The sequence below is a fragment of the Campylobacter concisus genome (assembly GCF_001298465.1).
Classification (GTDB): domain Bacteria; phylum Campylobacterota; class Campylobacteria; order Campylobacterales; family Campylobacteraceae; genus Campylobacter_A; species Campylobacter_A concisus.
On record NZ_CP012541.1, the window covers coordinates 266,624 to 283,868 of the forward strand.

Sequence of the window (17,245 nt, forward strand, 5' to 3'; positions counted from 1 at the left end):
GCAAACAGTGTTTGATGAGATAAGATTTAATACAATTGAGCGTTTGCCAAACTACGTTTTTGCCGAAGTAAATGCTATAAAAATGGCAGCACGCAGAGCTGGCGAGGACATCATCGACTTTTCTATGGGCAACCCAGAGGGCAGAACACCGCAACATATCGTCGATAAACTATGCGAAAGCGCGCAAAAAGACAAGACTCACGGCTACTCAGCCAGCGCTGGAATTTACAAGCTCCGCCTTGCCATTTGCAACTGGTATAAGCGCAAATACGGCGTAAATTTAGACCCAGAAACTGAAGCAGTTGCCACCATGGGTAGCAAAGAAGGTTTTGTGCATCTTGCTCAAGCCATAATAAACCCAGGCGACGTGGCTATCGTGCCTGATCCTGCATATTCGATACACACGCAGGCCTTTTTATTTGCTGGCGGAAGTGTCGCAAAGATGCCACTTCACTACAACGATAAATTTGAGCTAGATGAGAATAAATTTTTTGAAAATTTGATCCAGACGATACATGCAAGCTCGCCAAAGCCAAAATATGTGGTTGTAAATTTCCCTCACAATCCAACGACCGTGACCGTGCAAAAGAGCTTTTACGAGCGCCTTGTAAGCGTTGCAAAGCAAGAGAGATTTTACATCATCTCAGATATCGCCTACGCAGATCTTACATTTGATGGCTACAAAACGCCAAGCATTTTTGAAGTAGAAGGCGCAAAAGACGTCGCAGTCGAGTGCTACACCCTTTCAAAAAGCTATAACATGGCAGGCTGGAGAGTTGGCTTTATGTGCGGAAACAAGAGACTTTGCGCCGCACTTAAAAAGATAAAATCATGGGTTGACTACGGCATGTTTACGCCGATACAAGTCTCTGCCACAGTCGCGCTTGACGGCGATCAAAGCTGCGTTGAAGAGATACGCCAAATTTATGAAAAAAGAAGAGATGTGATGATAGAGGCCTTTGCTCAGGCTGGTTGGGAGCTTAAAAAGCCAAATGCTAGCATGTTTATCTGGGCGAAACTTCCACCAAAGGTTAGCCACTTAGGCAGCCTTGAGTTTTCAAAGCAGCTTCTTACAAAAGCCTCTGTCGCCGTTAGTCCGGGCATTGGTTTTGGCGAGGGCGGAAACGACTATGTGCGCTTAGCTCTTATCGAAAACGAAAATAGGATAAGGCAAGCAGCAAGAAATATAAAAAAATATTTGAAAGAATTTGAATGAATGTAGCGATATTAGGCGTTGGAACCGTTGGCGAGGCAGTTGCTAGAATTTTACTAAAAAACAAAAAGCTAATCGCAGCAAGAAGTGGCGAGGAGATAGTGCCAGTCATCGGAGTGGTCAGAAATTTAAATAAAAAAAGAGATGCTGGCATCCCTTTGACTGACGATATAAATAGCGTTATAAATCGCGATGATATCGACGTTTTTGTCGAACTTATGGGTGGTGTGGAAGAGCCTTTTAGGGTTGTGAGTGAAATTTTAAAGCGAAAAAAAGCAGTCGTGACCGCAAACAAAGCACTTCTGGCCTATCACAGATATGCTTTGCAAAATTTAGCCAAAAACACGCCATTTGGTTTTGAAGCAAGCGTGGCTGGTGGCGTACCGATCATTAGAGCCTTAAGGGAAGGCTTAAGCGCAAACCATATCGTTAGTATAAATGGCATACTAAACGGAACTAGTAACTTTATCCTAACCTCAATGATGGACGAGGGTTCAAATTTTAAAGACGCACTTAAAAAGGCGCAAGAGCTTGGGTATGCCGAGGCTGATCCAACATTTGATGTGGGTGGCTTTGATACGGCTCATAAGCTTCTTATACTGGCAAGCATCGCATACGGTGTACATGGCGATCCAGAGGATATCTTGATCGAAGGGATACAAGGTATTACACCAGAAGATATTTTTTTCGCAAAAGATTTCGAATACTCAATAAAACTTCTGGCCATCGCCAAAAAAAGCGAGGGTAAAATCGAACTACGCGTACATCCAGCGCTTGTGCCACAAAATAAAATGATAGCAAAGGCAAGTGGCGTAACAAATGCGATCAGTGTCGTTGGCGAGGTCGTTGGCGAGACGATGTACTATGGACCTGGAGCTGGTGGCGATGCAACGGCAAGCGCGGTGATCAGCGATCTTATCGACATCGCAAGAGATAGCAAATCGCCAATGCTAGGATATAAAGCACCTTTTGAATTAAATACGCTTGAGCTACTTGACCGCGATAGGATAAAGACAAAGTATTACTTTAGATTAAAAGTCGAAGATAAAATGGGTGTGCTAGCAAAGATCACAAATTTAATGAGCGAAAATAACTTATCGATCGATAGCATACTTCAAAAACCAAAAGATGAGAGCGAATTTGCGGTATTGTTCTTTACGACACATACGAGTCTTGAGGCTGATGTAAGAAGGACAATTGAAATTTTAAAAGAGCAAGAGTATATAAAAGAAGAGCCATTTATGATGAGGATCGAGGAGTAGCTTGGGGTTAAAAGAGTATCTCTTTGGCAAAAGCTCGGAAGATAGGGCGTGTAAATTTTTACAAAAGCTTGGTTTTGTCATTTTAGAGAGAAATTTTCACTCTAAATTTGGTGAGATAGACATCATTGCTCTAAGCAGTGATAAAATTTTACACTTTATAGAGGTAAAAGCGACTAGTAAAGAGTATGAGGCGGAGTATAGGCTAAATCAAGCAAAATACATGAAAATTTTAAAAACTATAAATTTTTATATGATGAAAAATGAGCCAAACAGAGATTTTCAGCTTGATCTGCTAGTTATAAAAAATAAAAATTTCGAGTTTATAGAAAATATTAGTTTATAATAAAATTTATTATTTAGATAAAATTTAAATTTAATTTTGTATAATTGCCACATCTTAAAATAAGGAGAAAAAATGGGAAAATACATCGAACTTACAAAAGAGAATTTTGATGTTACAAAAGAAGGCGTTGCTTTAGTAGACTTTTGGGCTCCATGGTGCGGACCTTGCCGTATGCTAGCTCCAGTGATCGAAGAGCTTGCTGAAGACTTTGATGGCAAAGCAAAAATTTGCAAGGTAAATACTGACGAAGTGCAAGATCTTGCAGTTGAGTTTGGCATCAGATCGATCCCAACATTGCTATTTTTCAAAAATGGCGAGCTAGTTGAGCAAATGGTCGGTGCACAGTCAAAACAAGCCTTAGCTGACAAACTAAATTCGCTTCTTTAATGAGCGAAAAAAGAAGAGGAAGTCTACTTCCTCTTACATATATATTTGGTTCATTTTTTGGTGCAGCTATGATAGCAGCTGCATTTGCGTATAGCAACTATCGTTTTTCACAATATAAATTTGTTGATTTTGCGAAGCTAGTTTTCTACGAAAAAAGCGAAATTTTTACTCCAAAAGAGCCAAAATACACGCTTTTAATCTTCAGCTCAAATCAATCAAAATTAGACGAAATTTTACCAATCAAAAATGAAACAGTTGTGGCAATTGATATCTTTCAAAAAAGATATGAGTCAAACTCAACACTAAAATATATAAGCTCAGATATTAATACGGTCTTGGAGCTGATGCGAAATTTGAGCATTACAAAGCTTCCAAGTAGTGTTGAGATAGTTCATCAAAGGGGTGAAATTTATAAACAAAATTCACCCATAAATGTTTTAGAATAAAGGAAAATTATGCTTGATTTAGCGATCATCGGAGGCGGTCCAGCAGGACTAAGCGCCGGACTTTACGCCACTAGAGGTGGACTAAAAAATGTTGTAATGTTTGAAAAAGGCGAGCCTGGCGGTCAGATCACCTCTAGCTCAGAGATAGAAAACTACCCAGGCCAAAAAGCCCCTGGCGAGAGCGGTTTTGACTTTATGAGCACTTGGTGGAAGCAGTGTAGTGCATTTGGACTAGTTCATAAGTGGGCAAACGTCGTTGGTGTTAGAAAAAACAGCGACGGTAGCTTTGAAATTTTACTTGAGGGCGGTAAGAGCGAGCAGGCAAAGGCTGTCATCGTAGCAACTGGCTCAACTCCAAGACGTGCTGGCTTTAAGGGCGAGGATGAGTTCTTTGGCAAAGGTGTTAGCACATGCGCAACATGCGATGGATTTTTTTACAAAAATAAAGAGGTAGCTGTTCTTGGCGGTGGCGACACAGCCGTTGAAGAGGCACTTTACCTAGCGAATATCTGCTCAAAAGTCTATCTAATCCATAGACGTGAAGAGTTTAGAGCGGCACCAACTACGGTTGAAAAAGCTAGAAAAAATGAAAAGATCGAGTTCATAACAAGTGCGACGATAAAAGAGGCACTTGGCGATAAAATGGGCCTAACAAAGATAGTGCTTGATACCAAAAATGGAGAGCGCGTGCTTGATGTGCCAGGAATTTTTACCTTTGTCGGACTAAATGTAAATAACGAAATTTTAAAAGATGAAAATGGCAAATTTATCTGCGATATGGCTGATGGCGGACAGGTTAAGACAAATCTTAAGATGCAAACTAGTCTAAATGGACTCTTTGTAGCAGGTGACATTAGAGAGGATGCTCCAAAGCAAGTCATCGTAGCCGCAGGTGATGGCGCGGTAGCTGCACTAAGCGCTATGAGCTACATAGAAAGCTTGCATTAATACTCAAATTTAGCCAATTTTTTGGCTAAATTTTTCTTCTTTTTTTCTATCAAATTTTTGATTTTATACGTATTTTTAAAGCCTATTTGTAATCTATCTATAATAAATTTTATGTTAAATTTCAACCAAAAATCAAAGGATAAATTTTGGTAGAAATAGGCCTTTATGGTGCTAGTGGAAAGATGGCTCAAAGTATCATTTCTTGTTTAAAAGATGAAAAAGATGCCACTTTAAGCATCGCTTTTAGCCAAAAAAATCAGGTTGAAAATTTAAGTAACGAACTTTTGACAAATGACTTTGCTAAATTTTTTGAAGCATGCGATGTGATAATCGACTTTAGCCAAAAAGAGGCTACAGTAGCATTGCTAAACTACGCTAGAACCAATCCAAAACCACTAGTTATCGGTACGACGGGACTAAATGACGAAGATAAAAATTTACTCCACCTAGCATCTGGAACTATGCCTATTCTTTACGCAACAAATATGAGTTTGGGCGTAGCTGTACTAAACCGCCTTGCAAGGATCGCTTCAAAAACATTAAGAGAATTTGACATAGAGATAGTAGAGCAACACCATAGGCACAAAAAGGACGCTCCAAGCGGCACTGCGATGACCTTGGCTGGCTGCGTGGCTGAGGCTAGGGATCTAAATTTAAAAGATGTTTTAGTCACTGGTAGAGCTGGCATGGTGGGCGAAAGAAGCAAGGACGAGATCGCAGTTATGGCACTTCGTGGTGGAGATGTGGTCGGTCGCCACACGGTTGGCTTTTATAATGACGGCGAGTTTATCGAGCTAAATCACACTGCAACGAGTAGGGCAACCTTTTCAAAAGGTGCGATCAGGGCTGCCATTTGGTTAAAAGATCAAAATAGTGGCCTTTACTCGATAGACGATAGTTTAGGGCTTAATGATTAAATTTGAGCTTGATGATGTAGAGAGCTATAAGCTAGAATTTGGTGATAAATTCTATCTGCCTGAGCGTGAAAAGCGTCAAAATTTAAGAACTGGCGATATAGTAAAGCTTATATTTAGATTTGAAGATGATGAGTTTGCTCAGGTTGAGCGTATGTGGGTGGTCGTTAGCGAGACAAATAACGGCAAATTTACCGGCATTTTAGACAATGAGCCATTTACAAAAGGCTGTTTAAATGCTGGCGATGAGATCAAGTTTAACTACAAAAATGTTCTTGAAATTTACAAAGATGATGAAAACTAAAGGAAAAAAATGTGTGCAATAGTTGGTATTATAAATTCTAAAGATGCAGCAAAAACTGCGTATTATGCGTTATTTTCTATGCAGCATCGTGGCCAAGAGGCAAGCGGCATTAGCATTTGTGATGATGGAGAAATTTCTACTCACAAGGGTAATGGCCTAGTTACAGAGGTCTTTAATGAAGAAATTTTAAGATCGCTAAAAGGTGATATGGCTATTGGTCACAACCGATATGCAACTGCTGGTAAAAACTCGGGTCGTGATGCTCAGCCAATAGCCGCTAATTACTCTTTGGGACAAATTTCAATCGTCCATAATGGAAATTTGGTAAATAAAGATGAGGTTAGAGATGAGCTTATTAAGGATGGTGCGATATTTCAGACAAATATGGATACTGAAAACATCATCCATCTAATCGCAAGAAACCATAGCGAACACTTGCAGGACCGTATTATTGCAGCACTTGACAAGATAAAAGGTGCTTATTGTCTACTCATCCAGTCACGCCATAAAACCTTTGCCATAAGAGATCGCTGGGGTGTTAGGCCACTAAGTCTTGGCAAGCTAAAAGATGGTGGATATATCGTAGCTAGCGAGACTTGCGCTTTTGATCTTGTGGGGGCTAGCTTTATAAGAGATATCAGGCCTGGCGAGATGATAGTTTTTGAACATGGAAAAAGTGAGTTTCAAAGCATTCAAATTTATGAGCCAGATCCTAGAATTTGTGCATTTGAATATATCTATTTCGCACGCCCAGATAGCGTGATAGAAGGTAAAAGTGTTTATGAAGTTAGAAAAAAAATGGGTGAAGTACTAGCTAAAAAGAGCAAAATTAAAGCAGATTTCGTCGTACCTGTACCAGATAGTGGAGTGCCAGCAGCACTTGGGTATGCAAATGAGAGCAAGATCCCATTTGAGCTAGCTATCACTAGAAACCACTATGTGGGTAGAACCTTTATCGAGCCAAGCCAAGAGATGAGGAATTTAAAAGTCAAGCTAAAACTTAACCCGATGTCATCGGTTCTAAAAGGTAAAAGTATCGTTGTTATCGATGATAGTATCGTTCGCGGTACCACTTCAAAAAAGGTGGTTGATCTTTTAAGACATGCGGGCGCTAAAGAGATTCATTTTAGAGTTGCATGCCCTGAGCTTAAATACCCAGAGCGATACGGTATCGATACGCCAAGCTTTGAAGAGTTAATAAGCTCTAAAAAAAATGCAGAGGAAGTAAGAGAATATATCGGTGCAGATAGCTTAGAATTTTTAAGCATAGATGAACTTAAAGAAAGTATCGGCAATGAGCGAAGATATTCGCTTGTAAGCTTTGATGGTGACTATTTCATAAAGTGAAAAATTTAGCTATTTTTTTACTTGTTGCACTATTTTTTAGTGGTTGCTCACAAAAGAATCCAAGCAAAAAAGATGAAATTTCTATTTACGTAAACTACTATGAGATAAATGGCACAAAACAGCAGCTACAAATAAAAACTGCTCAAAATTTTATAGAACAAAATGCTAGTGTGCCATTTTTTGGTGTGGTCAATTTTTTAGCAGAAGATAAAATTTTAAATGCTTATTCGCTTGCAAAAGGTATTATAAACGTACTTGAAGTAAATAATAGCTCTATAAATTTAAATAAATCAAGTGATATATTAGCTTTAAAAAAAGCTAATGATATAAAATTTTATGAGATAAGGCCTGATGTGATTGAGAGTGTTAAATTTAGCTCACAAAATAGTGTTTGTGGCGATTTTTTGTTACAAAAGCCAGTACATGTAAATGTAGCAACAAACTACTATTTAAGAGATGATAGTTTTTTTGCAAGCTTAATAGAGGCAAATTTCTTTTATAAAAAAGGTGCAAAGATCCTAAAAAAAGAGTTTGTTTATAATATAGCTGAGGCTAAAACCCTAAAAGAAGCAAAAGAATTTACGCAAAAGACAAAGCAACTTTTCTTAAATGACCTACAAAAATTGGGAAGACTACTTGATATACTTTGTACTTTTTAAATCTTTAATTTAAAAATTTGTGTTTATTGCAGATACTAAAAATATAAAATTTACTCTAAAAGCAAACTAAGACTTAGCGTTTTATCCTATGAAATTTGTAAAAATTTGCTTTAAATTTGATTAGTAGCAATTTAGTTTTGTGATATTCATGCCATTTTTAAAGTAAGGCGGATATGGCATATATACGGTAAATGGTATGCTTTTTTGCTTTGGTAAATTTTTGGCTACATCAAATTTATATTCAACTGTATTTGGCCTCTCGTCCTTATCTGTGCCAAGAATCCATGAGAAAAATGAAAGCCCGCTTGGCTTAAAAAATGCTTCACCGCCAAGGTCATTTTTATTTAGTGGTTGATTGATTAGTTTGACTGTCAGCGTGCAGCTGCTAATTGTAAATTTACCAATATTTCTCACTTGCCCCTTAAAAACGATACTCTCGTTTCGCAAAATTCGCTCACTTTTTACATTTTCGAGCATACCTTTTTTTGTATATTTATCAAGCACTAGCATCAAAAAAACAGCAAGTGTGGTTGAGACTAGAATGTTTGTAAAAAATAGTGATAAAAATAACTTTCGCTCAGCTCTAAGCGACAACACAAGAAACAAAATAGAAAGCAGAGTAATCGCAAAAAGAACGATAATATGAACGATCGTAAAATATGCTGAGCTCATCAAAAACACTCCACTTTTTTAGAGATATTGTAGTCTATAAATGCGAAATCATTGACAAATTCTTTAACTTCAATGCTTTGTTTTGGTAAAAATTCCTCGTTTAAGATGATTCTTTTTCTAGCAAATGGATTAAGTGAGTTAAAAAAATCTTTCGTATTTTGTCTTGAGCTTAGATAGAAGTCAAGTTCGATTTTACAGATACTAAGTGCATTATTTGAATTATTTGTAATATTAAAATCAACCATTAATGCATCGACATATTGAAGCTGTTTGGTGGTTATTTTGCTTATGCTAACTGGCCTTAAATTTTCATTTATATATTTGTTTGCGTAGTAATTACCTACAAAAAGTCCGAAAAAAGCAGCTAGAATAAATAAAAATCCTATCTGCCACCACGACTTTATCACGATAAAAATTCCTAAAAGCACAATTAGTATAAATGCTAAAAATATCCAGCCATAGGTTAGAAAATCAATGAGCTTTGCATTTTGCAATACAAAAAGCAAGTTGTGCTTAATGCTATTTAACATCTCGCGATCTTTTCTCTTCAATGCCGCTCATGCCAAAACGCCTTGCAAGTTCGTTTTTTACAGCATCTGGATGGATATTATGGGCTGAAAGTGCTACAAGTGCATGAAAGCAAAGATCGGCTGCTTCATAGATCAGATCATCTTTTGCTTTTTGCTCATTTTGCTTTGAGTTTTCTGCGAAACTAAGATCCTTTGCGGCCATTATAAATTCGCCAGCCTCTTCGCCAACTTTCTTTAAAATTTGATTTTCGCCTTTTTTAAAAAGACTTGCCACATATGAAGTCTCAGGGTTAGCATTTAGCTTTCTATCTTCTATCACATGGTAAAGCTCGTCAAGTACACCATAATTTATTTTTTTGACTTCAGTTTTTGTATCTAAAATTTTGCCGTCATGCAAATTTATCTCATTAAAAAAGCATGACCTTGCTCCAGTGTGACAAGCAGCGCCTCCGTTTTGAATCACCTTTAAAAGCAAAGTATCGTTATCGCAGTCTAAAAAAGCAGCCTTTATCTCCTGAGTGTTGCCACTTTCTTCGCCTTTTTTCCAAATTCTATTTTTAGTACGTGAAAAGTAGTGAGCGTAACGGCTAGATAGACTTAAATTTAATGCTTCTTCGTTCATGTAAGCAAGCATTAAAACTTCGTTTGTGGCATGATCGCAAACCACTACTGGGAGCAATCCGCCAACTTTTTGCCAGTCTATACTTTTTGTTACGCTATTCATTTTTATCTCTCGCTTACTGAGCTAGCTCTTGCTTTATCTTTTGCATCTAGCCAGATGTTTGGCACAGCCCCACCAGGTGTCAAGAAAATTTTAGCATCTTTGTTTTCTTTTAGAGCCTCGTTAAATTTGTTTTGCGTCTCGATCTGCTTTAAATTTAGTAGATTTTGATCGACACTTTTTGCAACCTCTTTATTTGCATACGCAGTTGCGTCAGCCTCGATTTTAATGGCATCAGCCTTACCTTTTGCCTCGATGATAGCAGCTTTAGCGGTACCTTCTGCAAGTGCAGCTTGTTTTAAGGCTTCTTGATTTGCTCTTTCTACTTCGTATTTTGTTCTTTCAGCTTCTTGTTTAGCGATTTGGACGCGCTCGATCTGCTCTTTTACCTTTGAAGGCAAGATAATCTCACGAAGCTGTACTGTTAAAAGCTCAACTGGCTTATTTGGCTGAGAGTCGATGTCTTTTCTTATGCCATCATCGATTTGTCTTGCTAGATCGTTTCTCTTTGTAGGAAGCTCTTCTGCTGTATATTTACCAGCGATACTTCGAACTACGTCACGAACGACAGGATCAACTATCTTGCTCTCCCAGCTAAGACCCCAAGAGGCAATAGTTTGAGGGGCGTTTTCTGGATTTAAACGGTATTGTACAGTAATATCAATGCTAACTGGTAAATTTCTAGCATCAAGTACTGAAATAGAATTTTTACGTAAAATTCCAGCACCAACGCCTTGATATGATTTTTGCATTGATTCGCCCATATCCTCACCAGAAGTATAGTTTATGATCCTAACTCTGGTGTCCACGATGATGATGTCTTGGATAAAAGGTAAAAAGAAGTGAAAGCCTGGTTGCAAAGGATTTGGCTCGTATTTACCTGCTGTAGACTTGATGCCAACTTCACCTGAGTGAATCACTTTAAATGGCTGAGTGATAGCAAAAATAGCAATAATTGCAATTACAATGTAGGCAAGTGCTCCAAATTTACCAAAACCACTTGGTAGATTTGGCATTTTAAAGTCCTTTTTGAAAGGCGGCTCTTTGTCGCTATTTTGACTAGAGCCTCTGTTATCATTACCTGGCTTTTTTTTATTGAAATAATCGTTTAAATCAGCGGGCATTTCGTTCCTTTAAATTTTTAAATATATGTTAAAAATGATTCATATTTTTTGTTTAGACCATAAACCACGTCAAAATAAGCTTTTTGTAGTCTCTTTGTCACTTCGCCTCTAGCTCCGTTGCCGATAATGCGGTTATCTATGCTATTTATCGGTGTTACTTCAGCTGCAGTACCAGTGAAAAATGCCTCGTCAGCTGTGTAAGCCTGATCTCTTGTGATGCGCTCTCTTCTTACTTCGATGTCAAGATCATGAGCAAGTCTTATGACCGTATCTTGAGTGATGCTAAGTAGGCTGTTGTCGTTTGGCGGAGTGATTAAAACGCCATTTTCAACGATAAAGAAGCACTCGCCTGGGCCTTCAGCTACAAAGCCCTCGCTATCAAGAAGTAGTGCCTCGTCGTATCCAGCTTCTTTTGCCTCGTAGTTTGCCATTTGTGAGCTTAGGTAGTTTGAGCTAGCTTTTGCTCTGTTCATTTGAGCAGCAGGTGCGAGTTTGGCAAAGCTTGAAATTTTAACTCTAATGCCTTTTTCTAGGCCTTCATCGCCAAGATATGCACCCCATTCCCATGAAGCGATAGCGGTTTGCACTGGCGCTTTTGTGTGAGCTACGCCCATTACGCCGTATCCTAAAAATATAAGTGGGCGGATGTAGACGTTGCCGTTATATTTGTTTGCACGAAGTAGCTCGATCTGTGCTTTTTCAAGCTCTTCCTCAGTGTAAGGTACATTTAAAACAGTCATTTTTGCTGATCTTAAAAGCCTTTTTGTGTGATCTTGGAGTCTAAAAATAGCTAGACCTTTTTTTGTTTTATAAGCTCTTGTGCCTTCAAATACGGCATTAGCGTAGTGCAAAGAGTGAGTTAGAACGTGTACTTTTGCATCGTCCCATTTAACTAATTTTCCATCCATCCAGATAAATTCTGAAGCATTCATTGTTAAACCTTTCTTTTTTCTTAGAAATTTTGGTCTGAGTTTATCTAAAATTGCTTTAAATTTACATTTCTAAGACCAAAATTTGCAGATATTACCCGCCAAAACTACTTATCTAAAAGCTCTTGTATGATCTTTGCCATCTCATCGATTGATGAAGCTGCGCTTAAATTTATTAAGTATTTGCCGCTTACTACAAAAGCTGGCACACCGCTAATGCTAGCAACATCATAAGAGGCGAACCATGCGTCTAAAAGCTCTTTTGCTCGGTCGCTATTTAGTGCTTTTTCGTAGTTGTCCTTGCTCACGTGAGCTGCTTTAAGGGCTAAATTTATAAATCTCTCTTTGTCTTTGCCATCATTAAAATCATCTTTTTCATCATGTCTTGCTTTATAGATCGCAAATTTTGCTTGCTTAAATTTTGACTCATCGCTTAGTAGATCAATCCCATTTGTTTCATCTATAAAGATAAGAGCAGCAAAAATTTTGCTTGCGGTCTCACCAAGCTTGCCTTTTGTACTTAGGTGATATGGGATAAATTTTACATCTTCAAGCTTTGACATCAGCTTTCTTGTGATAGTTCGGTCAAATTTATAGCAGTGTGTGCAGTCGTAGCTAAAGACCTTGACGACCGAGTTTTTAGGCACATCAAGTGGTTTTGCTAGAGTTTGATACTCTACACCTTCAGTGAGAGCTGATAAATTTAGCGCAAAAAACGTACTTAAAATTAGCATTTTTATAAATTTCATTCTTGCTCCCTATTTTACTAGATCGGCTAGCACTTTTGCGGCATGATCTTTGGCTTTTACGCTTTTGTAAATTTTTGCTATTTTGCCGTCTTTGCCGATCACAAATGTACTTCTAACAATGCCAAGATACTCTTTGCCGTAATTTTTCTTGACCTGCCAAACACCATAGAGTTTAGAAATTTCCTTATCCTCGTCGCTTAAGAGGATGTGCTTTAAATTTTGCTTTGTGATAAATCCCGCATGCGACTTCACGCTATCTGGGCTAACGCCGATGATAACTGTGTCGTTTTTGATAAACTGATCGTAGTTCGCGCTAAATTCGCAAGCCTCAGTCGTGCAGCCCGGAGTGTTGTCCTTTGGGTAGAAGTAAAGCACTACATTTTTGCCTATAAAGTCCTTTAGTACGACCTTTACACCGTCTTGATTTAGCGCTTCAAACTCTGGCGCCTTGTCACCAACTTCAAGTGTTATTTTTCGTTCAATATCTGCTTTACTAAATTCGCTCATTTTATCCCCTTTCTCTTATCTTCTACGCTTTCGCCACCTACGCCGATGTTGCTAGCGTCGTGAGTTTCTATGAAAATCATTACCGCCTCTTTTTTCTTGCCAAGCACTCTTACAAGCGTCTCAGTCACCTCTTTAAAAACTTGATCTTTTTGCTCTTTTGTCGGCTCTGGGCCTGCTATTTTGATATTAACATAAGGCATTGTTGCTCCTTTTTAAGATGTGAAATATTAGCTAATTTGAGTGAAATTTCAGATTAAAGCCTTTATTTAAGAATTTGGCATTAAAATACAAAAATTTGTTACATAGGAGCGAAAAATGGACTACAACAAACATAACAAAGGCTTTGTTTGCTTTATGTATAGCTTTGGACGAAGCAGGGCAGTTTATGCTGTTTTGATGTTTTTAGTCATATTTTTGCTTGGTTTTTTGACATTTGGCTCAAGTGCTCAAACTAACATTTTAAATTTACAAATAGCCCTTGGTGTCATGCTTTGCGGGCTTTTACTCATCCTTGTAAATCCAAAAATTTTTATCATTAAGCTAATTGGCTATTTAATTTCACTTGCTGGCGTTATGATCGCTCTTCACAATGCAAATTTACTAGGTGAAGGCTTTAGCTTATATTTTTACGCAAGCCTAGTTTTTGGCGCATTTATGATGCTCATGTTTCTTAGCTGGTTTGTTTACAACGCAAGAAGCAGTGAGATAAATGAAATTTAGTTCGCCACTCCCATAAGCACACTTGCGTAGGTGTTTTGCTTAGGCTCTGAGCTTGTTGCATCATTTACATTTATGCGGCCAGTCTCAAGCCCAGCCTTTATGAGTGCTTCTTTTACTGCATTTGCACGCTCATTTGCTAGCTCAACTAGTTTTTCCTTATCCACTTCGATGGTTTTTATTGCCTCTTCTCTTAAGGCCTTATCACTTTTATCTTTAGCGTTTGGAACGAGAGAATTTAGCACGGTAATATAATCTTTGCCACTTGAGGCGATTATTTGATTTATCTTTTGATCAAGCTTTTTTTCTTTAAAGTAGAGCACATCTATTTCAGAGTAAGTAGGCGTGATGCTAAGTTTCATCATAGGCTTTGCAGTGGTTAATTTTATAAAATCAGCTATTTTTGGTGCTTCTGAGCTTATTAGCTCGCTGCTTCCAGCAAGAAAATCAATAGAGCTAAGATCCTTGCTGCCAAGTCCTAGAGCATTACCTAAAAATCTAAACGGAGCTAACGTAATGTCTGCAAAGAGTTTTTTAACAGCAGCCCAAATGACACCGCCATATTTAAAGTCAGGATCGACTAAATTTCCTTCAACTGGCAGGTCGATATTTATTTGATTATTTTGATCGCTTAATATCGATATAGCAAGCGAGAGTGGCAAATTTACAGCATCTTTTGAATCAACCTTTTCTCCAAGTGTGAGTGTGTCAAAATTTATAAGATTTGAGCCGTTTAGTTTTGAATCAACAACGCTATAATTTAGATTTAAATTTAACTTGCCTTTTTTTATTTTATAACCCAAAAATTGCCCGCTGTATGGTGTTATGTCGATTAGATCGATGTCTTTAAAATCAAGTTTAATATCGGTATTTTGCTTTAGCTCAAAAGGAAATAGTTTTGCTGTAATCTGAGAAAAGCCATTTTTACCAACTGTGCCTTTAAACTCGCCCGAACTTGGACGTTTTTTATCGATATCAGTTAGCTTGCCATTTAGATTTGAAATTTTCGTAGCAAATGGCATAAATAGTGACGCATCTGAAAAATCAACCTCACCGTTGTTAAGTGAGAAATTTTTGATACTAAAATTTAGCTCGTCATCTTTTTTAATAGCTACCTTTTTGCTCTCAGTTTTTTGCTCACTTTGGGCTTTTCTTTTATCTTCTTTTACGATTTTGCTTAGATTAAATTCACGCTCTTTGCTTAGATGAGCCTTGATAAATGGCGAATTTAAGCTCACTCCGCTTATAGTAAGGTCGTTTTTGGCAAATGAAATTTTTTCAAGTTCTAAGCTTTTAAAGGCGATTAGTTTTTCAGTTTTTTTGCCATTTAATCTTATATCTTTGATGCTAACTTTTGCGTCTGCTTTGATATCTTTTGCGTAGCTTATCTCAGCGCTACTCTCAAGCTGTCCGCTAGCTAGATCGGCCTCTAAAAAGGGCTTTGCGTAGGCAAAATACTTTGGTAAATTTGTATCATTTAGCTTGATTTTTGCGCTCACATCAAGTGGCTCGATCTTTATCTTGGACTCAACATCCAAATTTAGCTTTTGCGAGCTCTTCATCGCCACTTTTGCGTCAAATGGCTTGCTAAAATCGCTACTTAAATTTGCTACTTTTACAAAAAGATTATCAAATTTATGAGCGATCTTCTCGCCTTCAAAAAGATTTGTCAAAGCGATGTCTGCGTTATTTACACTTATATTTTTTACATCAAATTTAAACTCATTTTCTTTGCTTTTTGAAGCGCCTTTATTTTCAGCCTTTTTCTCTACCTTTTTAGTGTGTTTTGCCGCTTTTGTAGCTTTTGTGCTCTGCTCGCCAAATCCTAGCTCATTTACAGCGCTTAGACCATTGTTGTTTAGTTCTGAAGTAAATTTAGGCTTATTAACATCGACACTAGCGATATTTAGAGCCATTTTTAAAAGATCAAAGCTTATGCTCTTTATCGCCACGTCAGCGACGCTTGCTATATCTTTATTTTTTGCTTTAAGCCCTATGCTTTTTATGTTTAGCTCATCAAGGCTCGCAAGGCTCTTGTTGCCATCCATTGTAAAGCTTGTATTTGTCACGCCAGCGCTTGCTACATTTGCACTTGCACTTTTGCTAAGTGGCGCGTTGATGCCGTTTAGTGCTATTTTTTCAAGCGTTAGAGCGGTTTTGTTATTTACTAAATTTAGATTTAAATTTGAAGCATTTATATCTTTTAAATTTGCTAAATTTCTATCTGCTTCATCTATTTTTAAAGCGTTTGCACCCATATTTTTTAGCTTAGCTGTGGCGTTTAGCTCGCTTTTTTCATTTAAATTTGCAAGCAGCGAGATCTCATTTAAATTTAGTGATTTTACGCTCGCAGCGATAGCACTTTTAAAAGAGATGTCGTTTAAATTTACAGCGCTTAAATTTAGCGCAGCCTCCGTTTTATCCGCTATCTTACTATCAAGATCAAATTTTGGAAGCTCTAGCTCGCCAAGGCTAAGCTCGTTTGCGCCTTCATCAAGGCTTAGTCCTTTTACATTTAAAAAGCCATCTTTTAAATTTATCTTAGTTGCGTTCTCATCGGCTTTTAAAGCGTAGTTTATTTTTAAGTTTATAATGGCATTTTTTAGATTTAACGTGTCATTGTCGATAAAGCTTATCGCAACTGGCTTTATGCTAAAGTCTTTTATGCTGACGTTGCCCTCTATTTTTAGTGGATTTAGCTTGATGTCGCCTTTTAGATCGATCTTGTGCGCCAGGCTTGAGTTTGAGTCAAATATGTGACTACCTGCGCTATTTTTCTTCGTATTTAGCGAGCTAAGCTCGTAGTTTATATCATCAAAACTTACATTAAATGGCTTTGTGAGATTTTGGTCGCTATACGAAAATGAGCCTTTGATGATTTTTGCATTATTTAGCGCGAAATTTATCGAGCTAGTGCTGTTATCTTCGCTAGTTGCGTTATTATCGCTTATAAAATTGCTAAAGTTAAAATTTGCCTTTTTATCTCTTGCGATCTTTACTTTTGGCTCATCTAGCCTAAAAATGTCTATCTCAACTAGCTTTTTAAAGATAGAAAATGGTTTTAGCTTAAGGTCGATCTGCTTCGTGCTAAAAAGCGGCGAAGTGGTGTTTAGCTCGGCATTTGTAGCGTTTAGCTCGAAGGTAAATGGATTAAATTTAGCATCACTTACAAAAAGTGTTGCGTTGTAGTCTTTTAGGTACTTTGGCGCGATATTTTTGATAGCATAAGGCAGACCAAAAAAGCCAAGAAGCGTGTAGATAAGCAAAAGTGAAACTACGCAGATGCCAGTGATCAGGGCTATTTTTTTCTTTTTATCCATTGTGAAATTTACCTTTTTGTCAGCTAAAATGAGCCCTGATTTTACTTTAAAAAAGGTTAAAAGATAGTTAGAAATTTCAAATTTTTTATACATTGAATTTACATTTATCTTAATAACACTTTTATGCATTTCGTATTACCATTCGTCAAATAT

At 37.6% G+C, this 17,245-nt stretch carries 20 protein-coding genes; 11 read left to right on the top strand and 9 right to left on the bottom strand.

All coding sequences use genetic code 11. From position 1 onward, the window contains the following. Positions 1–7 precede the first annotated feature (7 nt). From CCON33237_RS01320 to CCON33237_RS01365, 10 genes are all read left to right on the top strand, one after another. Entirely contained in the window at positions 8–1,216 is a 1,209-nt protein-coding gene (locus CCON33237_RS01320; protein WP_054196062.1) for an LL-diaminopimelate aminotransferase, read from the top strand. Next, positions 1,213–2,475: a homoserine dehydrogenase gene (locus tag CCON33237_RS01325; protein WP_054196063.1), complete on the top strand. Its 1,263-nt coding sequence runs from the start codon at positions 1,213–1,215 to the stop codon at positions 2,473–2,475. The genes CCON33237_RS01320 and CCON33237_RS01325 overlap by 4 nt, the downstream gene beginning before the upstream one ends. A 1-nt stretch (position 2,476) precedes the next feature. Then, positions 2,477–2,818, top strand: coding sequence for a YraN family protein (locus tag CCON33237_RS01330; protein ID WP_054196064.1), 342 nt, complete (start codon positions 2,477–2,479; stop codon positions 2,816–2,818). 72 nt (positions 2,819–2,890) lie between these two features. Continuing rightward, a complete protein-coding gene (gene trxA, locus CCON33237_RS01335) occupies positions 2,891–3,205 on the top strand; it encodes a thioredoxin (RefSeq protein ID WP_054196065.1) in 315 nt (104 codons plus the stop codon). After that, positions 3,205–3,651: a hypothetical protein gene (locus CCON33237_RS01340; protein WP_054196066.1), complete on the top strand. Its 447-nt coding sequence runs from the start codon at positions 3,205–3,207 to the stop codon at positions 3,649–3,651. The genes trxA and CCON33237_RS01340 overlap by 1 nt, the downstream gene beginning before the upstream one ends. 9 nt (positions 3,652–3,660) lie before the next feature. Then, positions 3,661–4,599: an NAD(P)/FAD-dependent oxidoreductase gene (locus CCON33237_RS01345; RefSeq protein ID WP_054196067.1), complete on the top strand. Its 939-nt coding sequence runs from the start codon at positions 3,661–3,663 to the stop codon at positions 4,597–4,599. 146 nt (positions 4,600–4,745) lie between these two features. Beyond that, complete coding sequence (gene dapB / locus CCON33237_RS01350) at positions 4,746–5,516, top strand: 4-hydroxy-tetrahydrodipicolinate reductase (RefSeq protein ID WP_054196068.1); 771 nt, start codon at positions 4,746–4,748, stop codon at positions 5,514–5,516. After that, complete coding sequence (locus CCON33237_RS01355; protein WP_054196069.1) at positions 5,509–5,817, top strand: DUF2314 domain-containing protein; 309 nt, start codon at positions 5,509–5,511, stop codon at positions 5,815–5,817. The genes dapB and CCON33237_RS01355 overlap by 8 nt, the downstream gene beginning before the upstream one ends. 9 nt (positions 5,818–5,826) lie before the next feature. Next, entirely contained in the window at positions 5,827–7,164 is a 1,338-nt protein-coding gene (purF, locus tag CCON33237_RS01360) for an amidophosphoribosyltransferase (RefSeq protein ID WP_054196070.1), read from the top strand. Next, positions 7,161–7,823: a DUF8095 domain-containing protein gene (locus CCON33237_RS01365; protein ID WP_054196071.1), complete on the top strand. Its 663-nt coding sequence runs from the start codon at positions 7,161–7,163 to the stop codon at positions 7,821–7,823. Before purF ends, CCON33237_RS01365 begins: the two co-directional genes overlap by 4 nt. Before the next feature lie 120 nt (positions 7,824–7,943). Here CCON33237_RS01365 and CCON33237_RS01370 read toward each other — a convergent pair whose 3' ends face one another. The 8 genes from CCON33237_RS01370 to CCON33237_RS01405 all read right to left on the bottom strand — a co-directional run bounded on the left by CCON33237_RS01370 (position 7,944) and on the right by CCON33237_RS01405 (position 13,255). Continuing rightward, positions 7,944–8,495 carry a DUF2393 family protein gene (locus tag CCON33237_RS01370; protein WP_054196072.1) on the bottom strand — a complete coding sequence of 184 codons (552 nt, stop codon included), beginning with the start codon at positions 8,493–8,495 and terminating at the stop codon, positions 7,944–7,946. Next, complete coding sequence (locus CCON33237_RS01375; RefSeq protein ID WP_054196073.1) at positions 8,495–9,025, bottom strand: DUF2393 family protein; 531 nt, start codon at positions 9,023–9,025, stop codon at positions 8,495–8,497. The genes CCON33237_RS01370 and CCON33237_RS01375 overlap by 1 nt, the downstream gene beginning before the upstream one ends. After that, positions 9,015–9,749: a bifunctional phosphoribosyl-AMP cyclohydrolase/phosphoribosyl-ATP diphosphatase HisIE gene (hisIE, locus tag CCON33237_RS01380; RefSeq protein WP_054196074.1), complete on the bottom strand. Its 735-nt coding sequence runs from the start codon at positions 9,747–9,749 to the stop codon at positions 9,015–9,017. The genes CCON33237_RS01375 and hisIE overlap by 11 nt, the downstream gene beginning before the upstream one ends. 2 nt (positions 9,750–9,751) lie before the next feature. After that, a complete protein-coding gene (locus CCON33237_RS01385) occupies positions 9,752–10,870 on the bottom strand; it encodes a prohibitin family protein (protein WP_021090685.1) in 1,119 nt (372 codons plus the stop codon). 17 nt (positions 10,871–10,887) lie between these two features. After that, positions 10,888–11,802 (bottom strand): branched-chain amino acid transaminase, encoded by a 915-nt coding sequence (locus CCON33237_RS01390; protein ID WP_054196075.1) that lies wholly within the window; start codon positions 11,800–11,802, stop codon positions 10,888–10,890. Between the two features lie 104 nt (positions 11,803–11,906). Then, complete coding sequence (locus CCON33237_RS01395) at positions 11,907–12,548, bottom strand: thiol:disulfide interchange protein DsbA/DsbL (RefSeq protein WP_054196076.1); 642 nt, start codon at positions 12,546–12,548, stop codon at positions 11,907–11,909. A gap of 9 nt (positions 12,549–12,557) precedes the next feature. Further along, positions 12,558–13,055, bottom strand: a complete 498-nt coding sequence (gene bcp, locus CCON33237_RS01400; RefSeq protein WP_054196077.1) for a thioredoxin-dependent thiol peroxidase — start codon at positions 13,053–13,055, stop codon at positions 12,558–12,560. Beyond that, positions 13,052–13,255, bottom strand: a complete 204-nt coding sequence (locus CCON33237_RS01405; protein ID WP_021090801.1) for a tautomerase family protein — start codon at positions 13,253–13,255, stop codon at positions 13,052–13,054. The genes bcp and CCON33237_RS01405 overlap by 4 nt, the downstream gene beginning before the upstream one ends. Before the next feature lie 115 nt (positions 13,256–13,370). Between CCON33237_RS01405 and CCON33237_RS01410 the strand changes: the two genes are divergently transcribed. Beyond that, positions 13,371–13,775 (top strand): hypothetical protein, encoded by a 405-nt coding sequence (locus CCON33237_RS01410; RefSeq protein WP_054196078.1) that lies wholly within the window; start codon positions 13,371–13,373, stop codon positions 13,773–13,775. On the opposite strand, the gene CCON33237_RS01415 is transcribed toward CCON33237_RS01410, so the two are convergent. After that, complete coding sequence (locus CCON33237_RS01415) at positions 13,772–17,092, bottom strand: DUF748 domain-containing protein (RefSeq protein WP_054197365.1); 3,321 nt, start codon at positions 17,090–17,092, stop codon at positions 13,772–13,774. The genes CCON33237_RS01410 and CCON33237_RS01415 overlap by 4 nt on opposite strands. Positions 17,093–17,245 lie beyond the last annotated feature (153 nt).